We start from the raw sequence: 18,672 nt of genomic DNA on the forward strand, positions 1-18,672 counted from the left end.
TTACCCTTTTTAGTGTACAAGAATCGAAATGGCACTATACACTAATAACAAAGCCATGATTACATTAAACTGACTTCTATACTTTGATAAAAACGTTTGAAAAACAGAACCGAACATACTCCAGCAGAACGTACTCATAAAACCAACAAAAGCCAGAAATAATGAAAAGAATAGTAAGCTGAAATTTGAAGAGTGATAAGGTAGTATGAAGGTCGATATTGCCGTGATGCCATATAAGATGCCTTTTGGATTTATGAATTGTAAAAGCATGCCAGCTATAAAACTGTTGTTCCTGTCATCATTATCGTCCTTATCTTTATTTGAACTGGAAATGATTTTTATGGCCAGATACAGCATATAAATTGCACCTAGAATCGTCATGATAAATTCAATCTTTGGTATGAAATTTTCAAGCAAAACATTAAAATAACTGCACAATAACATTATTACAAAAAAACCGGCACCTACCCCGAAACAAAATTTAATAGTCTTTTTTAACCCGTACTTGTTCGCAAATAACATGGCCATGATGTTATTTGGACCTGGAGTGAAACTTGTAATAAAAACAAATAGCATAAAAGATAGTAAAGGCATGGTTGACTCCCCTTTGTATGTTATAATGACCAAAAGTGACATTATAACGACTTCCTTTTTATTGTACAATGCGGACGTTATATTGTAAATAAGGAGCATTTTTATGGAAGAGATAAATTTTATTATTGCTAACAATTTAAAATCCATCAGGGAAAGTAAAAAATTAAGTCTTGAAAAGGTTGCAGAATTAACTGGAGTAAGCAAAACGATGATCGGACAAATAGAAAGGGGAGGATCGAGCCCTACGATTACAACAATTTGGAAAATAGCCAATGGATTAAAGATTTCATTTTCTTCATTGATAAATAGTCCGCAGCCGGATACAAAAATTGTTTTAAAAAGTGAAATTCAATCATTATCTGAAGATAACGGCAAATATCGAGTTTATCCCCACTTTCCCTTTGAGGATGAGAAGCGCTTTGAAGTATATTCAGTCGAGATAGAAAAAGGTGGATTCCTAAGTTCCGATTCGCATAGGGAAGGAACGGAAGAGTACATAACTGTTTTTGAAGGGGAAGTGACTGTACGTGTAAATAACGAAGAATATACAGTAAGGAATGGTGATTCTATCAGATTCAAGGCTGACAGACCGCATGCCTACCATAATTCAGGGGAAACATTAACTCGATTAAGCATGATCCTATATTATCCAACTTAAAAAAAGGGAGTAATGTTGTTCTGCTTATTATATATCTTTGCAAAGTGAATATCCCCTATAGATTGACTGGTGGTATGGTCTGCCTGTTGGGGATACTGCTTCAACAAGTCAAAGGCTCAACGATTTGACTTGTTATCAAATTACTAGTAAACTGAAGGTGCATCAAAGATGGGAGGTAGGCTTAACATGGATAGACGGGGATTTTCGGATGAGAACAAATTGAGTTTGCTGATTTGGCTGAGAATGGTTCGTTTTTATCAAAGAAGCAATCAGCTTTCGAATGAACACTTACAGCATTTCGGCGTCACCGCTGCACAATTCGATATGTTGGCACAAGTGCTTATCCATCAGCCTGTTTCACAAATCGAATTAGCGGAGCACCTAACGATAAGCCGTGGAGGCGTATCACATATGCTGACAAGGCTGGAAAAAGAGAACTTGATCGTCCGTAATCAACAATGGAAGGTTAAATATATTTCATTAACGGAAAAAGGGAAAGAGTTAATGGAAAAGGTCATGCCTATTCAATCCGATTTCCAAGCTTCATTATTCGATATATTGGATGATCAAGAAAAGAAGCGCATGCATGAGATGATGATAAAGATTCATAGACATAGTTTACAGATGGAAGTGCCTAATCCCAGCCAGGAGGAATCCTAAGACTGGATCAGGCAGCCATAATGATAGCATTTTTATCAGTTTACTAGTAACTTAAGGGAGGAATGGAGTAATGAAAAGTGAAAATCATTATAAACGAGATATTGTCGAAGTGAAAGATGTGAAGCTTCAAAGGTATAGTCCGATTCATACGGCCGGACCAGTCATAGAACCAGGAAACTGGGAAAAGAGTGATCCGTTCCTTTTAATGATGGAGGATAAATTTCAAAAGGGATCATTCGATATCCACCCGCACAGGGGAATCGAAACCGTTACATTCGTCATTGACGGAACGATCGAGCACTATGACAGTCATACCGGGGATGGAGGGATACTTGGACCTGGTGATGTCCAATGGATGACAGCGGGAAGCGGCGTTGTGCATAATGAGGTGCCTTCCGAAGGTGTGACTGCCCATTCCCTTCAGCTTTGGGTCAACCTTCCCCGGAGTGAAAAGATGACGACACCAAGATATCAAAACTTAATGGCAAAAGATATGCCGGTCAGAAAAGAAGAAGGAGCACTGATCCGTGTCTTTTCCGGATCATCCAAGGATGTTATCTCGACAACGAAAAACCATGTTCCCGTGACGATGGTGGAGATGGTCCTGGAGCCTGGAGCATCGGTTACACAGAATTTACCAGGAAGCTACAACGGAATCATCTATCTAATAGAAGGAAGCGGAATCTTCGGTAACAACGAAGTGAGAGCCTCAAAGGGACAGGTCTTATGGCTGGGTGCTTGTAAGGAATCAGGGGAAAGTGAAGTTGATATAACGGCAACTGAACCTTTAAGACTTGTTTTATATGCAGGAGAACCTTTAATGGAGCCTGTTGTTGCCCGCGGACCGTTTGTCATGAATACTGAAGAGGAAATCGATCAGGCATACCTTGAGTATCGGCAAGGCACTTTCTTGAAGCATTAAGATGGAACTTTCGACAAGGGCATCGTAACTGATGCTCTTTTTTTATTTTTTTGAGGGTTTGCAAAATTACGTTGATTGGAACGTAGGGCACTCGCTTTCCGCCGGCGGTCCGGGAGCCTCCTCGGCGCCCTTTGCGCCTGCGGGATCTCCCTTGGAAGCGTTTTTCCCGCAGGAGTCTCAAACACCCGCTCCAATCAACTGGAATGTTTTTTTAGAAAAACTGTAGCTGGTCTCATCCCGAACCACGTTTAAGACTAGTTTATACTACATGATTTTTCACTGTTTTATATAAGATGAACACTCATAGGATTGAAGAAATATGCGACACTCCTGCCGAAAAACTGGCTAGCCGAGACCCCACAGACGCTTGCGTCGAGGAGGCTTGGCTGACAGTCGGCGGAAAGGGAGCGGATTTCTGAAATCAAGCTGGAACTTTTTTAAAGAAAAAACTGGAGGCTAACTAGTCTTCTTCGACATTGTCTGCAGTCTGGGAGAGATTTAAATCTCTCCCTTTTTTGCTTTTTAGCAATTAGGTAGAAAGACTACGTTTAGATTTAGATAAAACTGATTCTATTTTACCATTAAATAATTTTCTTGATATATCATCAATTAGCCACTAGGTATTTTGGGGTGAATATAATGATAATATTCTGTTAATATTCGATGTTGTGTTGTAAATTTGTTTTAAAATTGGATTATTTTGTTGTAATATAGGAGATACACGGATCTTTAGAGGAAAAAAGTAGGGTGGATTTGTGTATGGGTAAGTCAATTTGTCGGAATTCAATTTTTGGAAAAGCGCGTCAATTCTATGGATAAGTTAACAGAATGTTATGCCAGTATAGAACTTATGGGGGGATTACTATAATGGGGAAAAAGAAAATCGTAAAAATTGCATCAGCTACCATAATGGCTGCGACAACGATCGTAGCAGTAGCACCGGGACCATCGGATGCTGCGACTAGCCTTAATAGTAAAATCAAAACGGCCAAGGCCGCCATCAAAAAACCATTCGATACCTATTTCTACACTTCTAAACTCGCTTCAGTGTCCACTGTTGAAAAACAAATCAAGTCTGCAAAACAAGCAAAAAAAGACATCAACTCTACCATTAAAAAATCAATGTTAAGCAAAAAAGAAAAAGATGCCAAATACAAAGAAATCGAAGCTTATGATAAGTACATCACTCGTTCAGAAGGTTATGTAAAAGGATATAAAGCGGCTGAGAAAGCAAAAGCTGCACATGGCAAATCGATTGGCAACCTTACGAATTCAATACTTGCCAAGAAATCCATTGATATCAGGAATCAATACGAGGCATTGGATAAAGCCGTGAAAAAGGCAGATAAAGATATTAAAGATACGGTTTACGGTGCGAAAATCGAAAAGCTCCTATACGATAAATTCACTAAAGCGACCAAAACAGCTTTGAACGGTGACCTGAAAGTTCCATACTACTATGAAAAAGCTGCTTACTGGGTGAAGAAAGGTGATTTAAAGACCGCGGACAAGCGGCTGCAAACCGTTTCTTCGCAATTGAAGAAGGTCAGCAAAACATCCAAGCTCGGAAAAGCCATACACGCCTATGTTAAAGAAGTGAAAGGTAAGTATGATGATGCGGTATATGCAGAAAAGAAAAAAGAAGTGGCAAAGCAGGTCAATGCCTATGTAGCTCTTGCCAATGGGGAACTTAAAACGAAAGAACAGATAAAAGCGGCTAAAAAGGCCAGAGCCGACATCCATTTAAATGGGATCAAGGAGTCGGACCGAAAGGAATTCGAAACGAAAATAGCATTGGCGGATAAGAAAGTAGCAGTTGCTAAAGAAGCTTTGAAAAATCCAGCGAAGGCAATCACACTTTCCTTGATGCATACGAATGACACGCATGCCCACTTGGACAATGTGGCCAAAAGGGTGACAGCTGTTAAGGAAGTGCGTAAGAGTAAGCCGCAAGCTCTTTTGGTTGATGCAGGTGATGTATTTTCGGGAACTCTCTATTTTAATGAATTCAAAGGGCAAGCGGATCTTCGCTTCATGAACTTAATGAAATATGACGTCATGACATTCGGGAATCATGAGTTTGATTTGGGTTCAAGCGCCGAAGGGCATCAAGCTTTGGCTGACTTCATTAAAGGGGCAAAGTTCCCGTTTGTCAGTTCCAATGTGGACTTCTCCAAAGATGATAAGTTCAAGGGACTATTCTCGGATTTGATTTCAAGTAAGCCAGAGCAAGGGAAAATATACAATGGCATCGTAAAACAAGTGGATGGCCAAAAGGTAGGGTTCTTCGGGCTTACAACTGAAGAGACGAAAGATATTTCAAGTCCAGGAAGTATAGAATTTGAAAATTATCTTGAAGAAGCCGAAAAAGCGGTCAAGGCGTTCAAAGGCATGGGTGTCAATAAGATCGTTGCCGTATCCCATATCGGTTACGATGACAATGCAGCCTATGACAATGATTTAACATTAGCTGCCAAGGTCAAGGGCATCGACGTGATTGTGGGCGGACATAGCCATACGCAGTTAAACGCCCCCGTTGTTATTGATAAGGATGATAAGGGGAAAACGAAAGATCCGACAGTCATCGTTCAAGGGTATCAGTATAGCGACTTTTTAGGAACGATCGATGTGGAATTCGATAAGAAAGGCAAGATTGTCGGACAAGCCGGTCAGCTGATTAAGCTTTCTGAAAAACAGGATGATGCTGAAGCGGCAAAAGTGCTCGAAACATACTCCTCGAAGATTAAGGAGCTGAAGGAAACGAAGACGGGTGCAACAGCTGTAAAGGCCTTGGAAACCCCTCGTGATTCAGGTGATGAAACGAAACCGAGTGTTCGTAAAAATGAAACCGAACTGGGTAATCTAATTACGGACGGAATGCTTAGTAAAGCAAAGGAATTCAATAAGGATACGGTAATCGCATTCCAAAATGGCGGGGGAATCCGCGCTGGCATCGATCAAGGTGAGATCACTTTAGGGGAAATCCTCACCGTTTTACCGTTTGGGAATACGTTAGCTACGATGAAGCTTACGGGTGCAGAAATCAATGAAGCATTAGAGCATAGTGTAAGCCTCGCCCCTAAGGAAAATGGCGGCTTCCTGCATGTTTCCGGAATGAAATTCAGCTACGACAGTTCGAAGGAAGCAGGCAATCGTGTGACAAAGGCAGAAGTCCTTGGACAAGATGGAACATATTCCGAATTGGATCCAGCGAAGGAATATACTGTGGCGACCAATGCTTTTACAGCCAAGGGCGGAGATGGATTCATCGTTTTCAAGAAGGCTTATGAAGAAGGAAGAGTGACGGATATCGGCCTCGCTGATTGGGAGAATTTACGTGATTATGTAAGCGGGCTGAAAACTGTCGATCCAAGCATCGAAGGACGCATCAAGGATGTGGCCGGAAATGATACAGACCCGACTGTGGTATTGGCTAAAGACTTTGGCGGAACGGCTGATGCGCCAAAAACACATGAAGGCAATGTAGTTGTGGATATCACGGATATTGCTTCATTGGAACATGCAGTGGTTAAAGGGAATCTTACATTAACGGGAACTCCTCCGGAGGATTTTACTTTTTCAGAGGTTACAGTAGAGGGTGATTTGGGTTTATCGGGACTTATCGGTAAAACCGTAAGCCTGAGCGGTGTCACGGTGAATGGCGAAACCAGTCTTTAAGCGGTTTTCAAATGATTGCTGAGCCTATGGAAAAAAGTTGGAGGGGTTGAGATCTTGAAGAAGAACGGGATAAGCAAGCTTTTCTTTGCCATACTGATCGTACTGTCAATGGTTCTGCCAAATGCAGCCGCAGCAAATGCCGAAGGGACAATATCGGTCATGGAAGCGATTAATAATAACAGCGGAACGGCGACGGTGAAGGGATATATCGTCGGTACAGCTAAAAGCGGTACAAGCTATCAACAAACATCGCCTTTTACTGAAAGTACGAACATAGGCATTGCCGATAGTCCGGATGAAACGGATGTTAAGAAAATCATGCCTGTTCAGCTTCCAGCCGGAAGTATCCGAACGGCCTTGAATTTGGTCGAACATCCGGAATTACTTAAAGCGCAGGTGACGATTACGGGGAAGCTGGAAAAGTACTTTTCAGTACCCGGCCTGAAATCCGCAACGGATTTCACGATCATCACTGATGGGGGAACAACACCTGAACAGCCTGATGTGAAGGTTCTGGATTCCATTGCCGAGGCGCGCACGAATACGGAAGATGTCGTGCAGGTCGATGGGGTGGTCACGACGGGACTTGGTTATTGGGGAGGAAAAGGTTTTTATATCCAAGATGAAACGGCAGGGCTATATGTTTATGGTTCTTCGTGGCCTGCGGAAGTAAAGCAAGGGGATAAGGTTAGATTAATCGGACAAGTATCCGCTTATAATAAGGAATTACAAATCCAACCAACTTCCCTTGAAGTCGTATCTTCTGATAATGAACTTCCTGAAATCCAAAAAATTGATGCATCTGGCGTAAATGAGGATACACAAGGTGAGCTGGTCACCATCGATAAGGCGACCATTACAGAATTGGCGGCATCGGGCACATACGGAACTTTCGAATTCAAAGCGGAAGATTCTGAAGGGAAATCCGTCATCGTTCGCCATGATAACCGGACCGGTTCGAGCTATGAAGATTTCGTGAAAAGCTTTAAAGCAGGGGATGTCATTTCCGTAACCGGAATCGGATCGAGGTTCAATGACACGTACCAGTTGAAGCCGCGTGGTATTGAAGATTATGAACTGGTGAACAAACCAGCCGTTTACACGGATATTTTCCCTGGTACGGTTAGTGAAAATACAAAGATATCACTTGAATCTGGTTGGGAAGAAGCGAAAATCCATTATACGCTGGATGGATCCGCACCAACATCTTCAAGTGCTGTGTACACTGAACCTATCATTTTAACGAAAGATACGGTCATCAAGGCAATTGCTGTCAACGACAGGACATCGGAAGTTTTCACATTTGCCTATACCGTTAACAAAACCACTGAAGTGAAGATTCGTGACATTCAGGGGATGAATCATTTTTCATCTTATGAAACTCAACTCGTCTCAGGTGTGGAAGGTGTCGTCACTTATGTTAAAGATGCGAATAACTTTTACATGCAAGATCCCAACCCGGATAAGGACTTAACGACTTCCGAGGGAATACTTGTGTACAACAAAGCACATGGCCTAAAAGCGGGAGATCATGTCAAAGTGGCAGGTAAAGTCGCCGAATGGTATATCGAAGGATACGCTGAAATGAAAACGACGGATCTTCCAACAACTGAATTGACCAATACTACGATTGAAAAGCTTGGCACTGCAGCAATGCCAGAACCGATCGTCATCGGAAAAGATGTCATTCCGCCGTCTGAGAACATCGATGATGATAGATTGACAGACTTTAATCCGAGCGAAGACGGCATTGATTTCTACGAGAGTCTGGAAGGAATGCTCGTGCAAGTATATAACCCGAAAGTGGTTGCTCCTCAAGACTATGGTGAATTGGTCGTGATTCCAGGGAATATGGAAACGACGACTGCAGTTGGAGGCGTCAAAATAACGGAAACGGATTTCAACCCTGAAAGAATTACCCTGGATATAAATGATGAATCATTTGCAGCCAAAACGGGTGATTTCTTTGAAGGCTCGGTTACGGGTGTCATTAGCTATGGATATAGCAACTATAGGGTAGTTACGGATGAAGCTCAGCTGCCGGCGTTAAAGGATGGCGGTACGGCTCGGGAAGTGACATCTTTAGAGAAGGATGCTGATAAGCTATCGATCGCTTCCTATAATATAGAGAATTTCTCCACTCAAACCGCTAATTCGAAAGTTGAAACGATCGCAACATCCATCATTACTAATCTTAAACAACCCGATATCATCGGGGTAACGGAAATGCAAGATAATGATGGGGCAACGGATAGCGGGACAACAGATTCTGCTCAAAGTGCCAAGAAGTTAACTGACAAAATAAAAGAGCTGGGCGGACCGCAATATCAATTCATCGATATCGCACCGGAAGATAAACTTGATGGCGGTGCACCCGGCGGAAATATCCGGGTAGGCTTTTTATATAATGTCGACCGTGTCAAATTGACTGAAGGAACGAAAGGAACGGCAACACAGTCCGTGGCCTTCAAAGATGGAAAACTTACTTTGAACCCTGGACGAATCGAGCCTGCCGATCCCGCCTTCACTTCAAGCAGGAAGCCTTTAGCCGCTCAATTCGAATTTAAAGGTGAAAGCGTAGTGGTGGTAGCCAATCATTTTAATTCCAAGGGCGGTGACCAGCCGTTATTCGGCAAAAACCAGCCTCCTGTCCTTTTAAGTGAAACGCAAAGGCTTCAAATTGCCTCTATCGTCAATCGGTTTGTCAGTGATATCAAGTCACAGGATGCCAAAGCGAATATCGTCCTGCTTGGAGACTTTAATGATTTTGAGTTTTCGGCTCCGCTTAAAACATTAAAGGGCAAAGACCTAACCAATATGATCGAGAAAGTTCCATTTGAAAAACGTTATTCTTACACATATCAAGGCAATTCACAAGTACTGGACCATATCCTAGTTTCGAATAATATGGCCGCGGCAACGAAAGTCGATATTGTCCATATTAACTCATCCTTCATGGAAGTTCATGGAAGGGCTAGCGATCATGACCCTGTATTGATTTCAACCTCTTTATCTGAATCTGGCGGAGTCGAAACTCCTGCACCAGAAAAAACGTATAATTTAACAAACGTTAAAACAAAAAGACTTACGATTGCTTCACCTAGTGTTTTGATCGATCTTGACGAAACATCCAACATTGAAGAAGGTATCTGGTTAAAAGGTTCATATGCTGTACTCAAAGGCCTTGGCCTGAAGAATACTGCGGTGACGATAAAACCGGATAAGGAAGGCGCAATCATTGATTTTGGAGGCATGGCGGTGAAGGAAGTCATCATTGATAACGCCAATGTAAAAGAAATCAGGGGAGCTGAAAATGTTCAGAAATGGTCGGTAACAGAAGGTGTCGACACATCGAATATCAAGTTTGTCGATTCGAAAGGGGAAGCAATTGCTTCCCCTTTCGACCCTAAAGAAAACCATGCGCCCGTCGTAACGAAAAACCTGGAAAATCTTGAAGTGAAAACCGGTTCCAAGGTCACCATCGATTTGAGTGAGCACTTCTCAGATCCAGATGGAGATAAGCTGACCTTTTCATCCACTATCGGTACAGTCACCGGCCAGACGTTAACCCTTCCTGCAAATGAAGCTGGAACATACCTTGTCGCAGTTAAAGCCGAGGACCAGCAATCGGAAGCGGTTGCCCGTTTCATGTTGACCGTATCGAATGATAAGCCGCTTGAAGCTTATTACGAAACGGCGGCAGGAAAATCGGGAACGGAATTGAAATCGGTCCTGCACTCGATAATTAAGGGTCATACGATGTTATCTTATGATCAAGTGTGGAATGCCCTTAAAGAAACGGATGAAGATCCGGTGAACAAACAGAATGTCATCTTGCTTTACTCTGGAAAATCCATCTCGAAGAACGCGAATGGGGGCAATACCGGACAATGGAACCGTGAACATGTTTGGGCAAAGTCCCACGGTGATTTTGGGACAAGCAAAGGTCCCGGGACAGACCTTCATCACCTCCGTCCCGCTGATGTGACAGTGAATGGGAAACGGGGCCACCTCGATTTCGACGAGGGAGGTCAAACATATAGCGGATGTGAATGTAAGTTTGATTCAGATTCATGGGAGCCGCCAAATCATGTTAAAGGCGATATAGCACGGATGCTATTTTACATGGCCGTCCGTTATGAAGGAAACGGCGAGTTGGATCTTGAATTAGCCGATACAGTCAATACGTATCCGAAACCGCTTCATGGAAAGCTATCGACACTTTTGAAATGGAATGAACTCGATCCAGTCGACGATTTCGAGAGCCATCGCAATGATGTCATTTATGACTGGCAAAATAACCGCAATCCATTCATTGACCATCCTGAATGGGCATCCGAAATTTGGGGTGCCGCTAAATCCATCGATGAGAAAAAGGCGAGTTAAATCGGAGTTGGAAGGGGAAAGCAGCCTGATGGCTGCTTTTTTCATGCTTTTCTACAAATTTAATGATCGAAAGTTAATTATCTTAATATACTGAAAAATCAAATATTATCCCTAAGTTAAATAATAAAAATTTTGGTAGGTATGTTATGTAATATATGTTAATATGGGATATGCAATGAAAGGGTTTTCATTGCAGGAATGATAAAAATATTTTAATATAGTAATTATGCCGCTTTTTGATCTTCATTTACCCTTAAAAGACGGTTGAAAAATATATTGCCAGAAAAGGGGCATTACGCGATGAAATACAGATCTGCATTTGATATAATCGGTCCCGTCATGATTGGACCTTCAAGCTCACATACAGCAGGAGCTGCCAGAATTGGCAGAGTAGCAAGGACATTATTCGGAAAGCAACCGAAGAAAGCCATTATTTCTTTATATGGTTCTTTTGCAAAAACTTACAGGGGACACGGTACGGATGTTGCTGTCGTAGGGGGGATATTGGATTTCGATACGGATGATGAACGAATCCCTGCCTCTTTAACGATAGCGGAAGAAGCCGGTATGGACGTTTCCTTTACAATCGAGGATACTGTGATGGATCATCCTAATACAGTCAAAATCAGACTGTTCGACGAAGATAAAGAATTGGAACTTGTTGGGATATCGATTGGCGGCGGAACGATAGAAATAACGGAGCTGAATACGTTCAAGCTTAAATTGTCGGGTGAAAACCCAGCCATTTTAGTCGTGCATAACGATGTGTTTGGAATCATATCTTCCGTTTCGACAGTATTGGCGAATCATGAAATAAACATTGGTCATATGGAAGTTTCACGGAAAGAAAAAGGTCAAATGGCCCTCATGGTGATTGAAGTCGATCAGAAAATCCAGAGCGATGTCATGAAGGAAATTGAAGGATTGGAAAACGTGTCACAAGTCATAAGGATGGTTGAATGATCATCATAAAAGTGTTGGCATAGATATGGAGGTAAAAACATGTTCCGAAATGTAGCAGAGTTGGTTGAACTTGCTGAAAGTAAAAATGTAAAAATCGCGGAAATCATGATTTTACAAGAAATGGAGTTCTCGGGCCTGTCGAGAGAACAGATCATTGAAAAGATGGACAGGAATTTGACAGTGATGGAACAAGCGGTGGAAAGAGGTCTGAAAGGTGTGCAATCCGTGACAGGCCTAACGGGCGGAGATGCCGTTCTTTTGCAAAATTATATCAAGTCGGGCAAGGCACTGGCCGGTAATTTATTATTGGATGCCGTCAGTAAGGCTGTTGCAACGAACGAAGTGAATGCAGCAATGGGAATGATTTGTGCCACTCCGACTGCAGGTTCTGCTGGCGTTGTTCCCGGTACATTATTTGCCGTGAAAGAAAAATTAAACCCGACCCGGACAGAGATGATTGAATTCCTTTTCACTTCCGCTGCATTTGGATTCGTTGTTGCAAACAATGCTTCCATTTCCGGAGCGGCTGGCGGCTGCCAAGCAGAAGTGGGCTCGGCAAGTGGAATGGCCGCAGCTGCGATAGTGGAACTGGCCGGCGGTACACCAAGCCAAGCTGCAGAAGCGATGGCGATCACATTGAAAAATATGCTTGGATTGGTTTGTGACCCAGTGGCTGGATTGGTTGAAGTTCCTTGCGTGAAACGTAACGCAATGGGTGCATCCAACGCGATAACGGCAGCTGATATGGCACTTGCAGGCATTACGAGCCGCATTCCATGTGATGAAGTTATCGATGCCATGTATAAAATAGGATTGACCATGCCGGTTGCACTTCGTGAAACGGCAGAGGGCGGCCTGGCTGCGACTCCTACTGGGCGTAGATTGGCAAAGGAAATTTTCGGTTCATATAAATAAACATTCAGTCCCATTAACAACAGATTTGTTAATGGGATTTTTAATTTGTATTAAAAAAACAACTCCAATCCCTCAACCTGCCCAAAAATAAGATTATCTTTTTATAAATGAAAAAAGGAAATTAGAGGAAGATGGAGGGATTTGGCGTTTATGGACACGGAGATGGAAACAGTCGTTCAAAAATCTGAATTATCAGTGAATATGGAGCCATAGCAACTTTGTTAGTTATCACTTTCAATGATAAGATGAGTACGAAATTCACTATGGGAAGGATTGATTCTTCATTAATTTTCTCGAATTAACGTACACGTCGGCAATGGAAAAAGCGATGTTTCAAGCTCATGGAATCGGCTATGCACTATATGCTCAAAAACTGGAGCAGCGCATGATGGTTGAACAAGAACGGGAACAGGATTATCTAAAAAGCAGGCGTATATCAGACGAGATGAGAGCCAATCTTTTTTTGGGGAGTTAAATTCGAAGATTTCGAATAACATAAAACGAAAAAAACATGAACAAGCGAAAGAGCAATCTTAAAGATTGCTCTTTCGCTTGTTCTAAAGGGTAATTTTCTATTAAAAAGGAGGAGACAACACGTTTAAATAGAATGTATGTTGATGAAGAGGAGGATTGATCTTAGTGGAGAGAAGAGCATTACTGGTATCTGCATTACCGGGATATGAAGAAGAAATTGGGCGGTGGCTATGGTGTTTAGAGGATGTTCGCCGTACGCTTATAACGAAATTGACTGGAATCAGCCAAAATATACTTGATACGAAAATCGATGAAAGGCAAACGATTGGCTCGATGTTATATCACATAGCTCTGATAGAGGCAGATTGGTTATACGAGGAGGTCCTTGTTTCGGAATGGGATTCGGAAATACGCGCGTTGTTTCCATTAGGATGCCGTGCTGAAGATGGCTCCCTAAACCACATTGAAGGACAAACATTAGAAGAACATTTCTACCGCCTCAATAAAGTACGTGAAGTATTTTTATCAAACTTTCGCACAATGGACCTAACGGATTGGCGTAAACCGAGGGTACTTAAACAATATGACGTCACGCCTGAATGGGTCGTTTACCATTTGATTGAACATGAATCACATCATCGAGGACAGATTTTTCAGTTGCTGAAGAAATTACGGAATGAATGAGAAGTTAAAGAAATGTGTTTTTTTGATGGCCTGCTATCCATATCAGTTTGTCGACAAATCTTCCGAATAACTGCTTGGCAGACGGTCGGCGGATAGAAAGCGGGTTTCTGAAACGGTTGTCAAAGAAAAAAACTGTAGACAAACTCGCTTTTCCTCGAGTTTTTGTCTACAGTCAATTTGCTTGGACTGATTTATATTATTTTAATCTATTTGGTGATTATGACCGAATTTCGACTTTAAGACGCTGCTGGCATACCCAATGAATCCTCCAACAATGGCAGGGATGACCCATCCTAGTCCTGCCTCATACATAGGAAGTATTGCAGTGAAGAAATCATTGATGAATGAAATGTGTACACCTGCTCCATTTAATCCATCAAATAAACTGACGATGAATGTTAAAAGTAAGCTGCCTTGATAAACTTCCGGTCTTCCTTTAAATAAAGAATGAAGAAATGTTAGGAAAATCAAAACAATGGCTAATGGATAAATGGCTGTCATAACAGGTACAGAAATGGCAATTAACTCGGTTAGTCCAATATTGGCAATGATTGCACTGAATACGGATAAACTTATGGCAATCGTTTTGTAAGGCAGATTTGGAAATAGCTTATGGAAGTATGTCGAGCAAGATGTAATGAGTCCTACGCTTGTCGTTATGCAAGCCACTGTGATCATTAATCCTAATAATAGCCCACCATATGCTCCAAAGTAATAATCCGAGACTTTCGCCAAGACAATGCCTCCATTATCCAAGCGTCCAAGTTCCCCAACGCTTGAAGCACCCATATAAGAGAGAGCTGTATAAATGGTGGCAAGGATAACAGCCGCAATGGCAGTCGCTTTCCCGCAAACGATCATTATTTGTTTTTTTGTTTTAGCACCTTTTTCTTTGATGGCATTAATGATGATGATGCCAAAAACAAAAGATGCAAGAGTATCCATGGTTAAATAACCTTCTCTGAAACCATTGAAAAATGGTTGAACCATATAGTGCTCTGCAGGTGCTTGAAAATCTCCAATTGGATTAACAAAAGCGACTACCACCAGGATTCCAATGAATGTCAACTTGATTGGTGTTAAAACTTTCCCCACAATTTCGACAATTTTCGCAGGATTGAGCGAAAGAAGGCACGAAACTGTAAAAAAGATGATGGTGAAAATAAGTAAAGGCAATGGACCTGAATCTTCAGGCAAAAAAGGTTTTACACCGATCTCAAAAGAAACGTTTCCTGTTCTAGGCATTGCGAATAATGGACCAATGGCTAAGTAAAGAACGGTTGTGAATACAATACCAAAGACTGGGTGGACACGGCTCGCTAATGATTGTAAGTCATCTTTTCCAGAAAAACCGAGTGCCAGCACACCAAGTAACGGTAATCCTACTCCTGTGACCAAAAACCCTGCATTAGCTGACCAGATATTCATACCTGCTGATTGACCAAGCATTGGCGGGAAAATTAAATTCCCTGCCCCAAAGAAAAGGGCAAATAACATGAACCCAATCACTACTATAAATGAAGATGGTACCTTATTAGACAAAATAAACCCTCCGAAAAAACCAAAATTTGCTATTTTAGAAAATTATTAAATTTTCTAAAAATTATATACACAGTAATACTAAGACCGTATCGTATTATAACTAAATTAAATTGATATTTCAATATATTTTTTGTTTTTTATTATTTACCTTGATATCAGTGGTCCGCCCTAACCTTATTTTGAACATCTAAGAGCTGCTCATACTAATGAAATTCATTTTGAACAAATGAAATTTAAACGGAAATGAGGGTGCAAAAATTAATAATTTTCTTAGCTTTTTGTTGTTTATCGCAGTGTTTTCATGTATTGGTGCATGTAACAAGGAAGTGGTCAAAGAAAAAGGTGAAATTACAGAGAGGAGCCTTGTTAAAGAGGGAAATGTGGTCAAATTGGGAGAGGCAGAAAAGGTATTTAAAGGCTATTATACTGCACAATATACCATTAATGATCCAGCCAATCCTCCAACCTTTGATGAAATTGCAGGTAATATTAAAGGATATTTATCAGAAGATGAATATAATGCCCAAATTCTTAACCGTTTTTATTCAATGCCTGCACTGGTAGCCAAAGAAATCAATAAAAGCATTGAAGTGCAAAGTGTGAAGCTTGAAGAACAAAGCATAAATGAAGATGGCACAGTAGATTACACATACATAACTGTATTTAAGATTTATGACGAGAATTCATCCAAGATTTATGAGAAAGAAGGAGAGCTCACGATAACCATCATAGATAATGAATTAAAAGTCACCCGTGATTGGAGCAGAGGGATAAAAATTGACGGTTTAGATGGCGGGCTTTAATTGAATTTTGCTGTCTATTTGGCAGGGAACAGTGAAGGAGGTGTTTTAGAATGGGAGTATTTTTTGAAAAAATACTAGGATTGTTTTTTGAAAAACGGAAACAAAGCAAAAAAGATGTTTTATTACTAATTTCCATATTCGCGCGCTTTCTATATTGAATGTGGTGGAGTATATCACGGATATGGACTTATTTCGGTTATCTGGTGTTGTATTAATTGCAATCATTGTTCTATCGGCATCCCTATATTTTGAAGGAAAAAGAAACAGGGAAAATGATAATTAAACTTCGGTTTTTGTGGAGCGGATTTCTGAAAACAACTGGAACATTTTCTAAAGAAAAAAGCTGCAGGCAAACTCGATTTCTGAATTTGTATACAATCTGAGACCTGAATAAGGTCTTTTTTTATTTCATTTTATAAAACGTCAGAATAATGGATGAAGGTATATTACACAATTTCACTCAAATTGTGCACTAACGCACGAATCGTATTCAATTGGTCATTGAAGATATCCTGCTCCCGTATATAATGTTACACAGATGCTCCTTATTGCACATGAGTGCAGTTTATTCTTGGGGCATCGAATTCTTTATAAAAAAGGGGAAAAAACATGAAAAAATCAGTAACGTTTAAAAATGGAAATTTAAAGATGGCAGGGAACCTTTATTTACCAGAGGGATTTGACGAAAGCAAAAAATATTCCGGGATTGTTGTTATACACCCCGGTGGTGGAATAAAAGAACAGACTGCAGGGACATATGCACAAAAGCTTTCTGACAATGGTATTGTTGCGTTAGCATTTGACGCATCTCATCAGGGAGAGAGCGACGGAGAACCACGTTTGCTTGAAGATCCGAATGCCAGAGTAGAAGATGTGCGTTGTGCGGTGGATTATTTGACGACTCTTCCGTATATTGACCAAGAAAAGATTGGGGCACTTGGTATTTGTGCAGGTGGCGGTTATGCCGTAGCTGCAGCTTCAACTGAACGCCGCATCAAGGCAGTAGCGACTGTAAGTGCGGTGGACATCGGTGCTATGTTCCGAGGAGAAGGCAGCATTGAAACACAATTACAAACACTTGAGGCGGTTGCTAAGCAGCGTACTGCAGAAGCAAATGGAACAGAAGCGCATTTCCTTACTTATGCGCCTGATACGCTTGAAGAAATTGATGAAAATACACCTGTGCTTATGCGTGAAGCTTTTGACTACTATAGAACGCCTAGAGCACAGCACCCTAATTCTCCAAATCGATTCCTATTTACAAGCGTTGACAAGCTCATGGCATTCTCGGCATCAAGCCAAATTAGCACCTACCTGACTCAACCTATGTTATTGATTGTAGGAACCGAGGCTGACACACGCGGTTACAGCGAACAATTCCATGAATCTTCGAATGGACCAAAGGAGTTGTTCTGGGTTGAAGGTGCAACGCATATTGCTATGTATGATATCCCAGAATATGTAGATCAAGCTGTAACTAAGTTAACAGAGTTCTTTGGCAAGAATCTTTAAGAAATAAGAAAGTAGCATCCAACACGTGTTTTAAAAAAAACAGAAGCTTGGTATCATTAAGAATAAAGCCGTTTTCCCAGTACTTTTAGGAAAACGGCTGTACCTTATAGCACAAGGTTTTTCAAGAAAGTTTGGTGACTCTCACAATGTCTAACGTGGATAGAAGAATACTCAAATCTCAAGAAGCAATAAAAAAAGCTTTTATTGAGCTGATGTCTGAAAAGAATTTTGATCAGATTACGATACAGGATATTGCCGACAGAGCGAATGTTGGCCGAAGAACCATTTACTCTCATTACTTGGATAAATATGATCTGCTCGATAAGCTCATTGAAGAACATATTAACGAACTAAGAAAACTTTGTGAATCCTCAACAGAATTGAGTTTTACAGATGCTCTTCTCATTTGGTTTGAATACTTTGAAAGTCATTATTCCTTCTTTTCAACCATGTTGGCAGACAAAGGGGCACCTTTTTTTCGCAGTAGCTTTCTTGAGCTTGTCGTTGAAGAAGTAAAGAATGAAGTAGATGTAAACGAAGGGAAAAATCAAGGATTGAGTAAGGAAGTTATCATTCAATTTTTTGGAGTAGCTATTGTAGGGATAGTAGAATCGTATTTCATGAATGGAATACCTGATCCACCCCAAGTCTTGGCAGAACAATTGGGGATTTTGTTAGAGAGGAATTTATAATAATAGGCGTTTCTGCAGAACCGGGACGCCTTTTTTCTCATTCTGAACAAGTACTTAAACTAATGGGTACTTTATTTCAATAAAGGAGCTGCTTTTGAACTGCACCCCAATTGTTAGACAACATCTAACAATTGGAGGTGCAGTTTTTTTGACTAAATATACGATAGACGAAAAATCAAATGCAGTTTT

Annotated in this window: 15 protein-coding genes; 13 read left to right on the forward strand and 2 right to left on the reverse strand. The window is 41.1% G+C overall.

The genetic code is table 11. The features are described from left to right. Positions 1 to 9 precede the first annotated feature (9 nt). A complete protein-coding gene (locus V3595_RS26050; RefSeq protein ID WP_485910631.1) occupies positions 10 to 594 on the reverse strand; it encodes a LysE family transporter in 585 nt (194 codons plus the stop codon). 103 nt (positions 595 to 697) lie between these two features. Between V3595_RS26050 and V3595_RS26055 the strand changes: the two genes are divergently transcribed. The 10 genes from V3595_RS26055 to V3595_RS26100 all read left to right on the forward strand — a co-directional run bounded on the left by V3595_RS26055 (position 698) and on the right by V3595_RS26100 (position 13,934). Beyond that, positions 698 to 1,252: a helix-turn-helix domain-containing protein gene (locus V3595_RS26055; RefSeq protein WP_485910633.1), complete on the forward strand. Its 555-nt coding sequence runs from the start codon at positions 698 to 700 to the stop codon at positions 1,250 to 1,252. Positions 1,253 to 1,438: 186 nt separating this feature from the next. Beyond that, complete coding sequence (locus V3595_RS26060; RefSeq protein ID WP_485910635.1) at positions 1,439 to 1,912, forward strand: MarR family winged helix-turn-helix transcriptional regulator; 474 nt, start codon at positions 1,439 to 1,441, stop codon at positions 1,910 to 1,912. Positions 1,913 to 1,982: 70 nt separating this feature from the next. After that, positions 1,983 to 2,834: a pirin family protein gene (locus V3595_RS26065; protein ID WP_485910637.1), complete on the forward strand. Its 852-nt coding sequence runs from the start codon at positions 1,983 to 1,985 to the stop codon at positions 2,832 to 2,834. A 293-nt stretch (positions 2,835 to 3,127) separates the two neighbouring features. Beyond that, positions 3,128 to 3,253 (forward strand): hypothetical protein, encoded by a 126-nt coding sequence (locus V3595_RS26070; RefSeq protein WP_485910639.1) that lies wholly within the window; start codon positions 3,128 to 3,130, stop codon positions 3,251 to 3,253. A gap of 448 nt (positions 3,254 to 3,701) precedes the next feature. Beyond that, complete coding sequence (locus tag V3595_RS26075) at positions 3,702 to 6,512, forward strand: bifunctional metallophosphatase/5'-nucleotidase (protein WP_485910641.1); 2,811 nt, start codon at positions 3,702 to 3,704, stop codon at positions 6,510 to 6,512. Between the two features lie 54 nt (positions 6,513 to 6,566). Continuing rightward, positions 6,567 to 10,898 carry an endonuclease gene (locus tag V3595_RS26080; RefSeq protein WP_485910643.1) on the forward strand — a complete coding sequence of 1,444 codons (4,332 nt, stop codon included), beginning with the start codon at positions 6,567 to 6,569 and terminating at the stop codon, positions 10,896 to 10,898. Positions 10,899 to 11,198: 300 nt separating this feature from the next. After that, a complete protein-coding gene (gene sdaAB / locus V3595_RS26085) occupies positions 11,199 to 11,861 on the forward strand; it encodes an L-serine ammonia-lyase, iron-sulfur-dependent subunit beta (protein WP_054399153.1) in 663 nt (220 codons plus the stop codon). 39 nt (positions 11,862 to 11,900) lie between these two features. Further along, entirely contained in the window at positions 11,901 to 12,776 is an 876-nt protein-coding gene (gene sdaAA / locus V3595_RS26090) for an L-serine ammonia-lyase, iron-sulfur-dependent, subunit alpha (RefSeq protein WP_485910645.1), read from the forward strand. Positions 12,777 to 13,092: 316 nt separating this feature from the next. Then, positions 13,093 to 13,251, forward strand: a complete 159-nt coding sequence (locus V3595_RS26095; RefSeq protein ID WP_230177757.1) for a YuzK family famiily protein — start codon at positions 13,093 to 13,095, stop codon at positions 13,249 to 13,251. A 164-nt stretch (positions 13,252 to 13,415) separates the two neighbouring features. Further along, positions 13,416 to 13,934 (forward strand): DinB family protein, encoded by a 519-nt coding sequence (locus V3595_RS26100; protein ID WP_485910647.1) that lies wholly within the window; start codon positions 13,416 to 13,418, stop codon positions 13,932 to 13,934. Between the two features lie 201 nt (positions 13,935 to 14,135). Here the strand turns inward: V3595_RS26100 and brnQ are convergent, their stop codons facing one another. Then, positions 14,136 to 15,476, reverse strand: coding sequence for a branched-chain amino acid transport system II carrier protein (brnQ, locus tag V3595_RS26105; RefSeq protein ID WP_063596029.1), 1,341 nt, complete (start codon positions 15,474 to 15,476; stop codon positions 14,136 to 14,138). Between the two features lie 278 nt (positions 15,477 to 15,754). On the opposite strand from brnQ, the gene V3595_RS26110 reads away from it, so the two are divergent. The 3 genes from V3595_RS26110 to V3595_RS26120 all read left to right on the forward strand — a co-directional run bounded on the left by V3595_RS26110 (position 15,755) and on the right by V3595_RS26120 (position 18,483). Then, positions 15,755 to 16,279 (forward strand): hypothetical protein, encoded by a 525-nt coding sequence (locus V3595_RS26110; protein WP_485910650.1) that lies wholly within the window; start codon positions 15,755 to 15,757, stop codon positions 16,277 to 16,279. A gap of 609 nt (positions 16,280 to 16,888) precedes the next feature. Then, positions 16,889 to 17,791, forward strand: coding sequence for an alpha/beta hydrolase (locus V3595_RS26115; protein WP_485910652.1), 903 nt, complete (start codon positions 16,889 to 16,891; stop codon positions 17,789 to 17,791). Positions 17,792 to 17,937: 146 nt separating this feature from the next. Beyond that, positions 17,938 to 18,483 carry a TetR/AcrR family transcriptional regulator gene (locus V3595_RS26120; protein ID WP_485910654.1) on the forward strand — a complete coding sequence of 182 codons (546 nt, stop codon included), beginning with the start codon at positions 17,938 to 17,940 and terminating at the stop codon, positions 18,481 to 18,483. Positions 18,484 to 18,672 lie beyond the last annotated feature (189 nt).

Origin of the sequence: Bacillus sp. CFBP9009 (assembly GCF_036541465.1) — a bacterium.
GTDB lineage: Bacteria > Bacillota > Bacilli > Bacillales > DSM-1321 > Peribacillus.

Bases quoted from the DNA above. Each gene is read 5' to 3' on its own strand.
- V3595_RS26050 (WP_485910631.1), bottom strand. From the start codon at position 594: ATGCCTTTACTATCTTTTATGCTATTTGTTTTTATTACAAGTTTCACT.
- V3595_RS26055 (WP_485910633.1), top strand. From the start codon at position 698: ATGGAAGAGATAAATTTTATTATTGCTAACAATTTAAAATCCATCAGG.
- V3595_RS26060 (WP_485910635.1), top strand. From the start codon at position 1,439: ATGGATAGACGGGGATTTTCGGATGAGAACAAATTGAGTTTGCTGATT.
- V3595_RS26065 (WP_485910637.1), top strand. From the start codon at position 1,983: ATGAAAAGTGAAAATCATTATAAACGAGATATTGTCGAAGTGAAAGAT.
- V3595_RS26070 (WP_485910639.1), top strand. From the start codon at position 3,128: ATGAACACTCATAGGATTGAAGAAATATGCGACACTCCTGCCGAAAAA.
- V3595_RS26075 (WP_485910641.1), top strand. From the start codon at position 3,702: ATGGGGAAAAAGAAAATCGTAAAAATTGCATCAGCTACCATAATGGCT.
- sdaAB (WP_054399153.1), top strand. From the start codon at position 11,199: ATGAAATACAGATCTGCATTTGATATAATCGGTCCCGTCATGATTGGA.
- sdaAA (WP_485910645.1), top strand. From the start codon at position 11,901: ATGTTCCGAAATGTAGCAGAGTTGGTTGAACTTGCTGAAAGTAAAAAT.
- V3595_RS26095 (WP_230177757.1), top strand. From the start codon at position 13,093: ATGGAAAAAGCGATGTTTCAAGCTCATGGAATCGGCTATGCACTATAT.
- V3595_RS26115 (WP_485910652.1), top strand. From the start codon at position 16,889: ATGAAAAAATCAGTAACGTTTAAAAATGGAAATTTAAAGATGGCAGGG.
- V3595_RS26120 (WP_485910654.1), top strand. From the start codon at position 17,938: ATGTCTAACGTGGATAGAAGAATACTCAAATCTCAAGAAGCAATAAAA.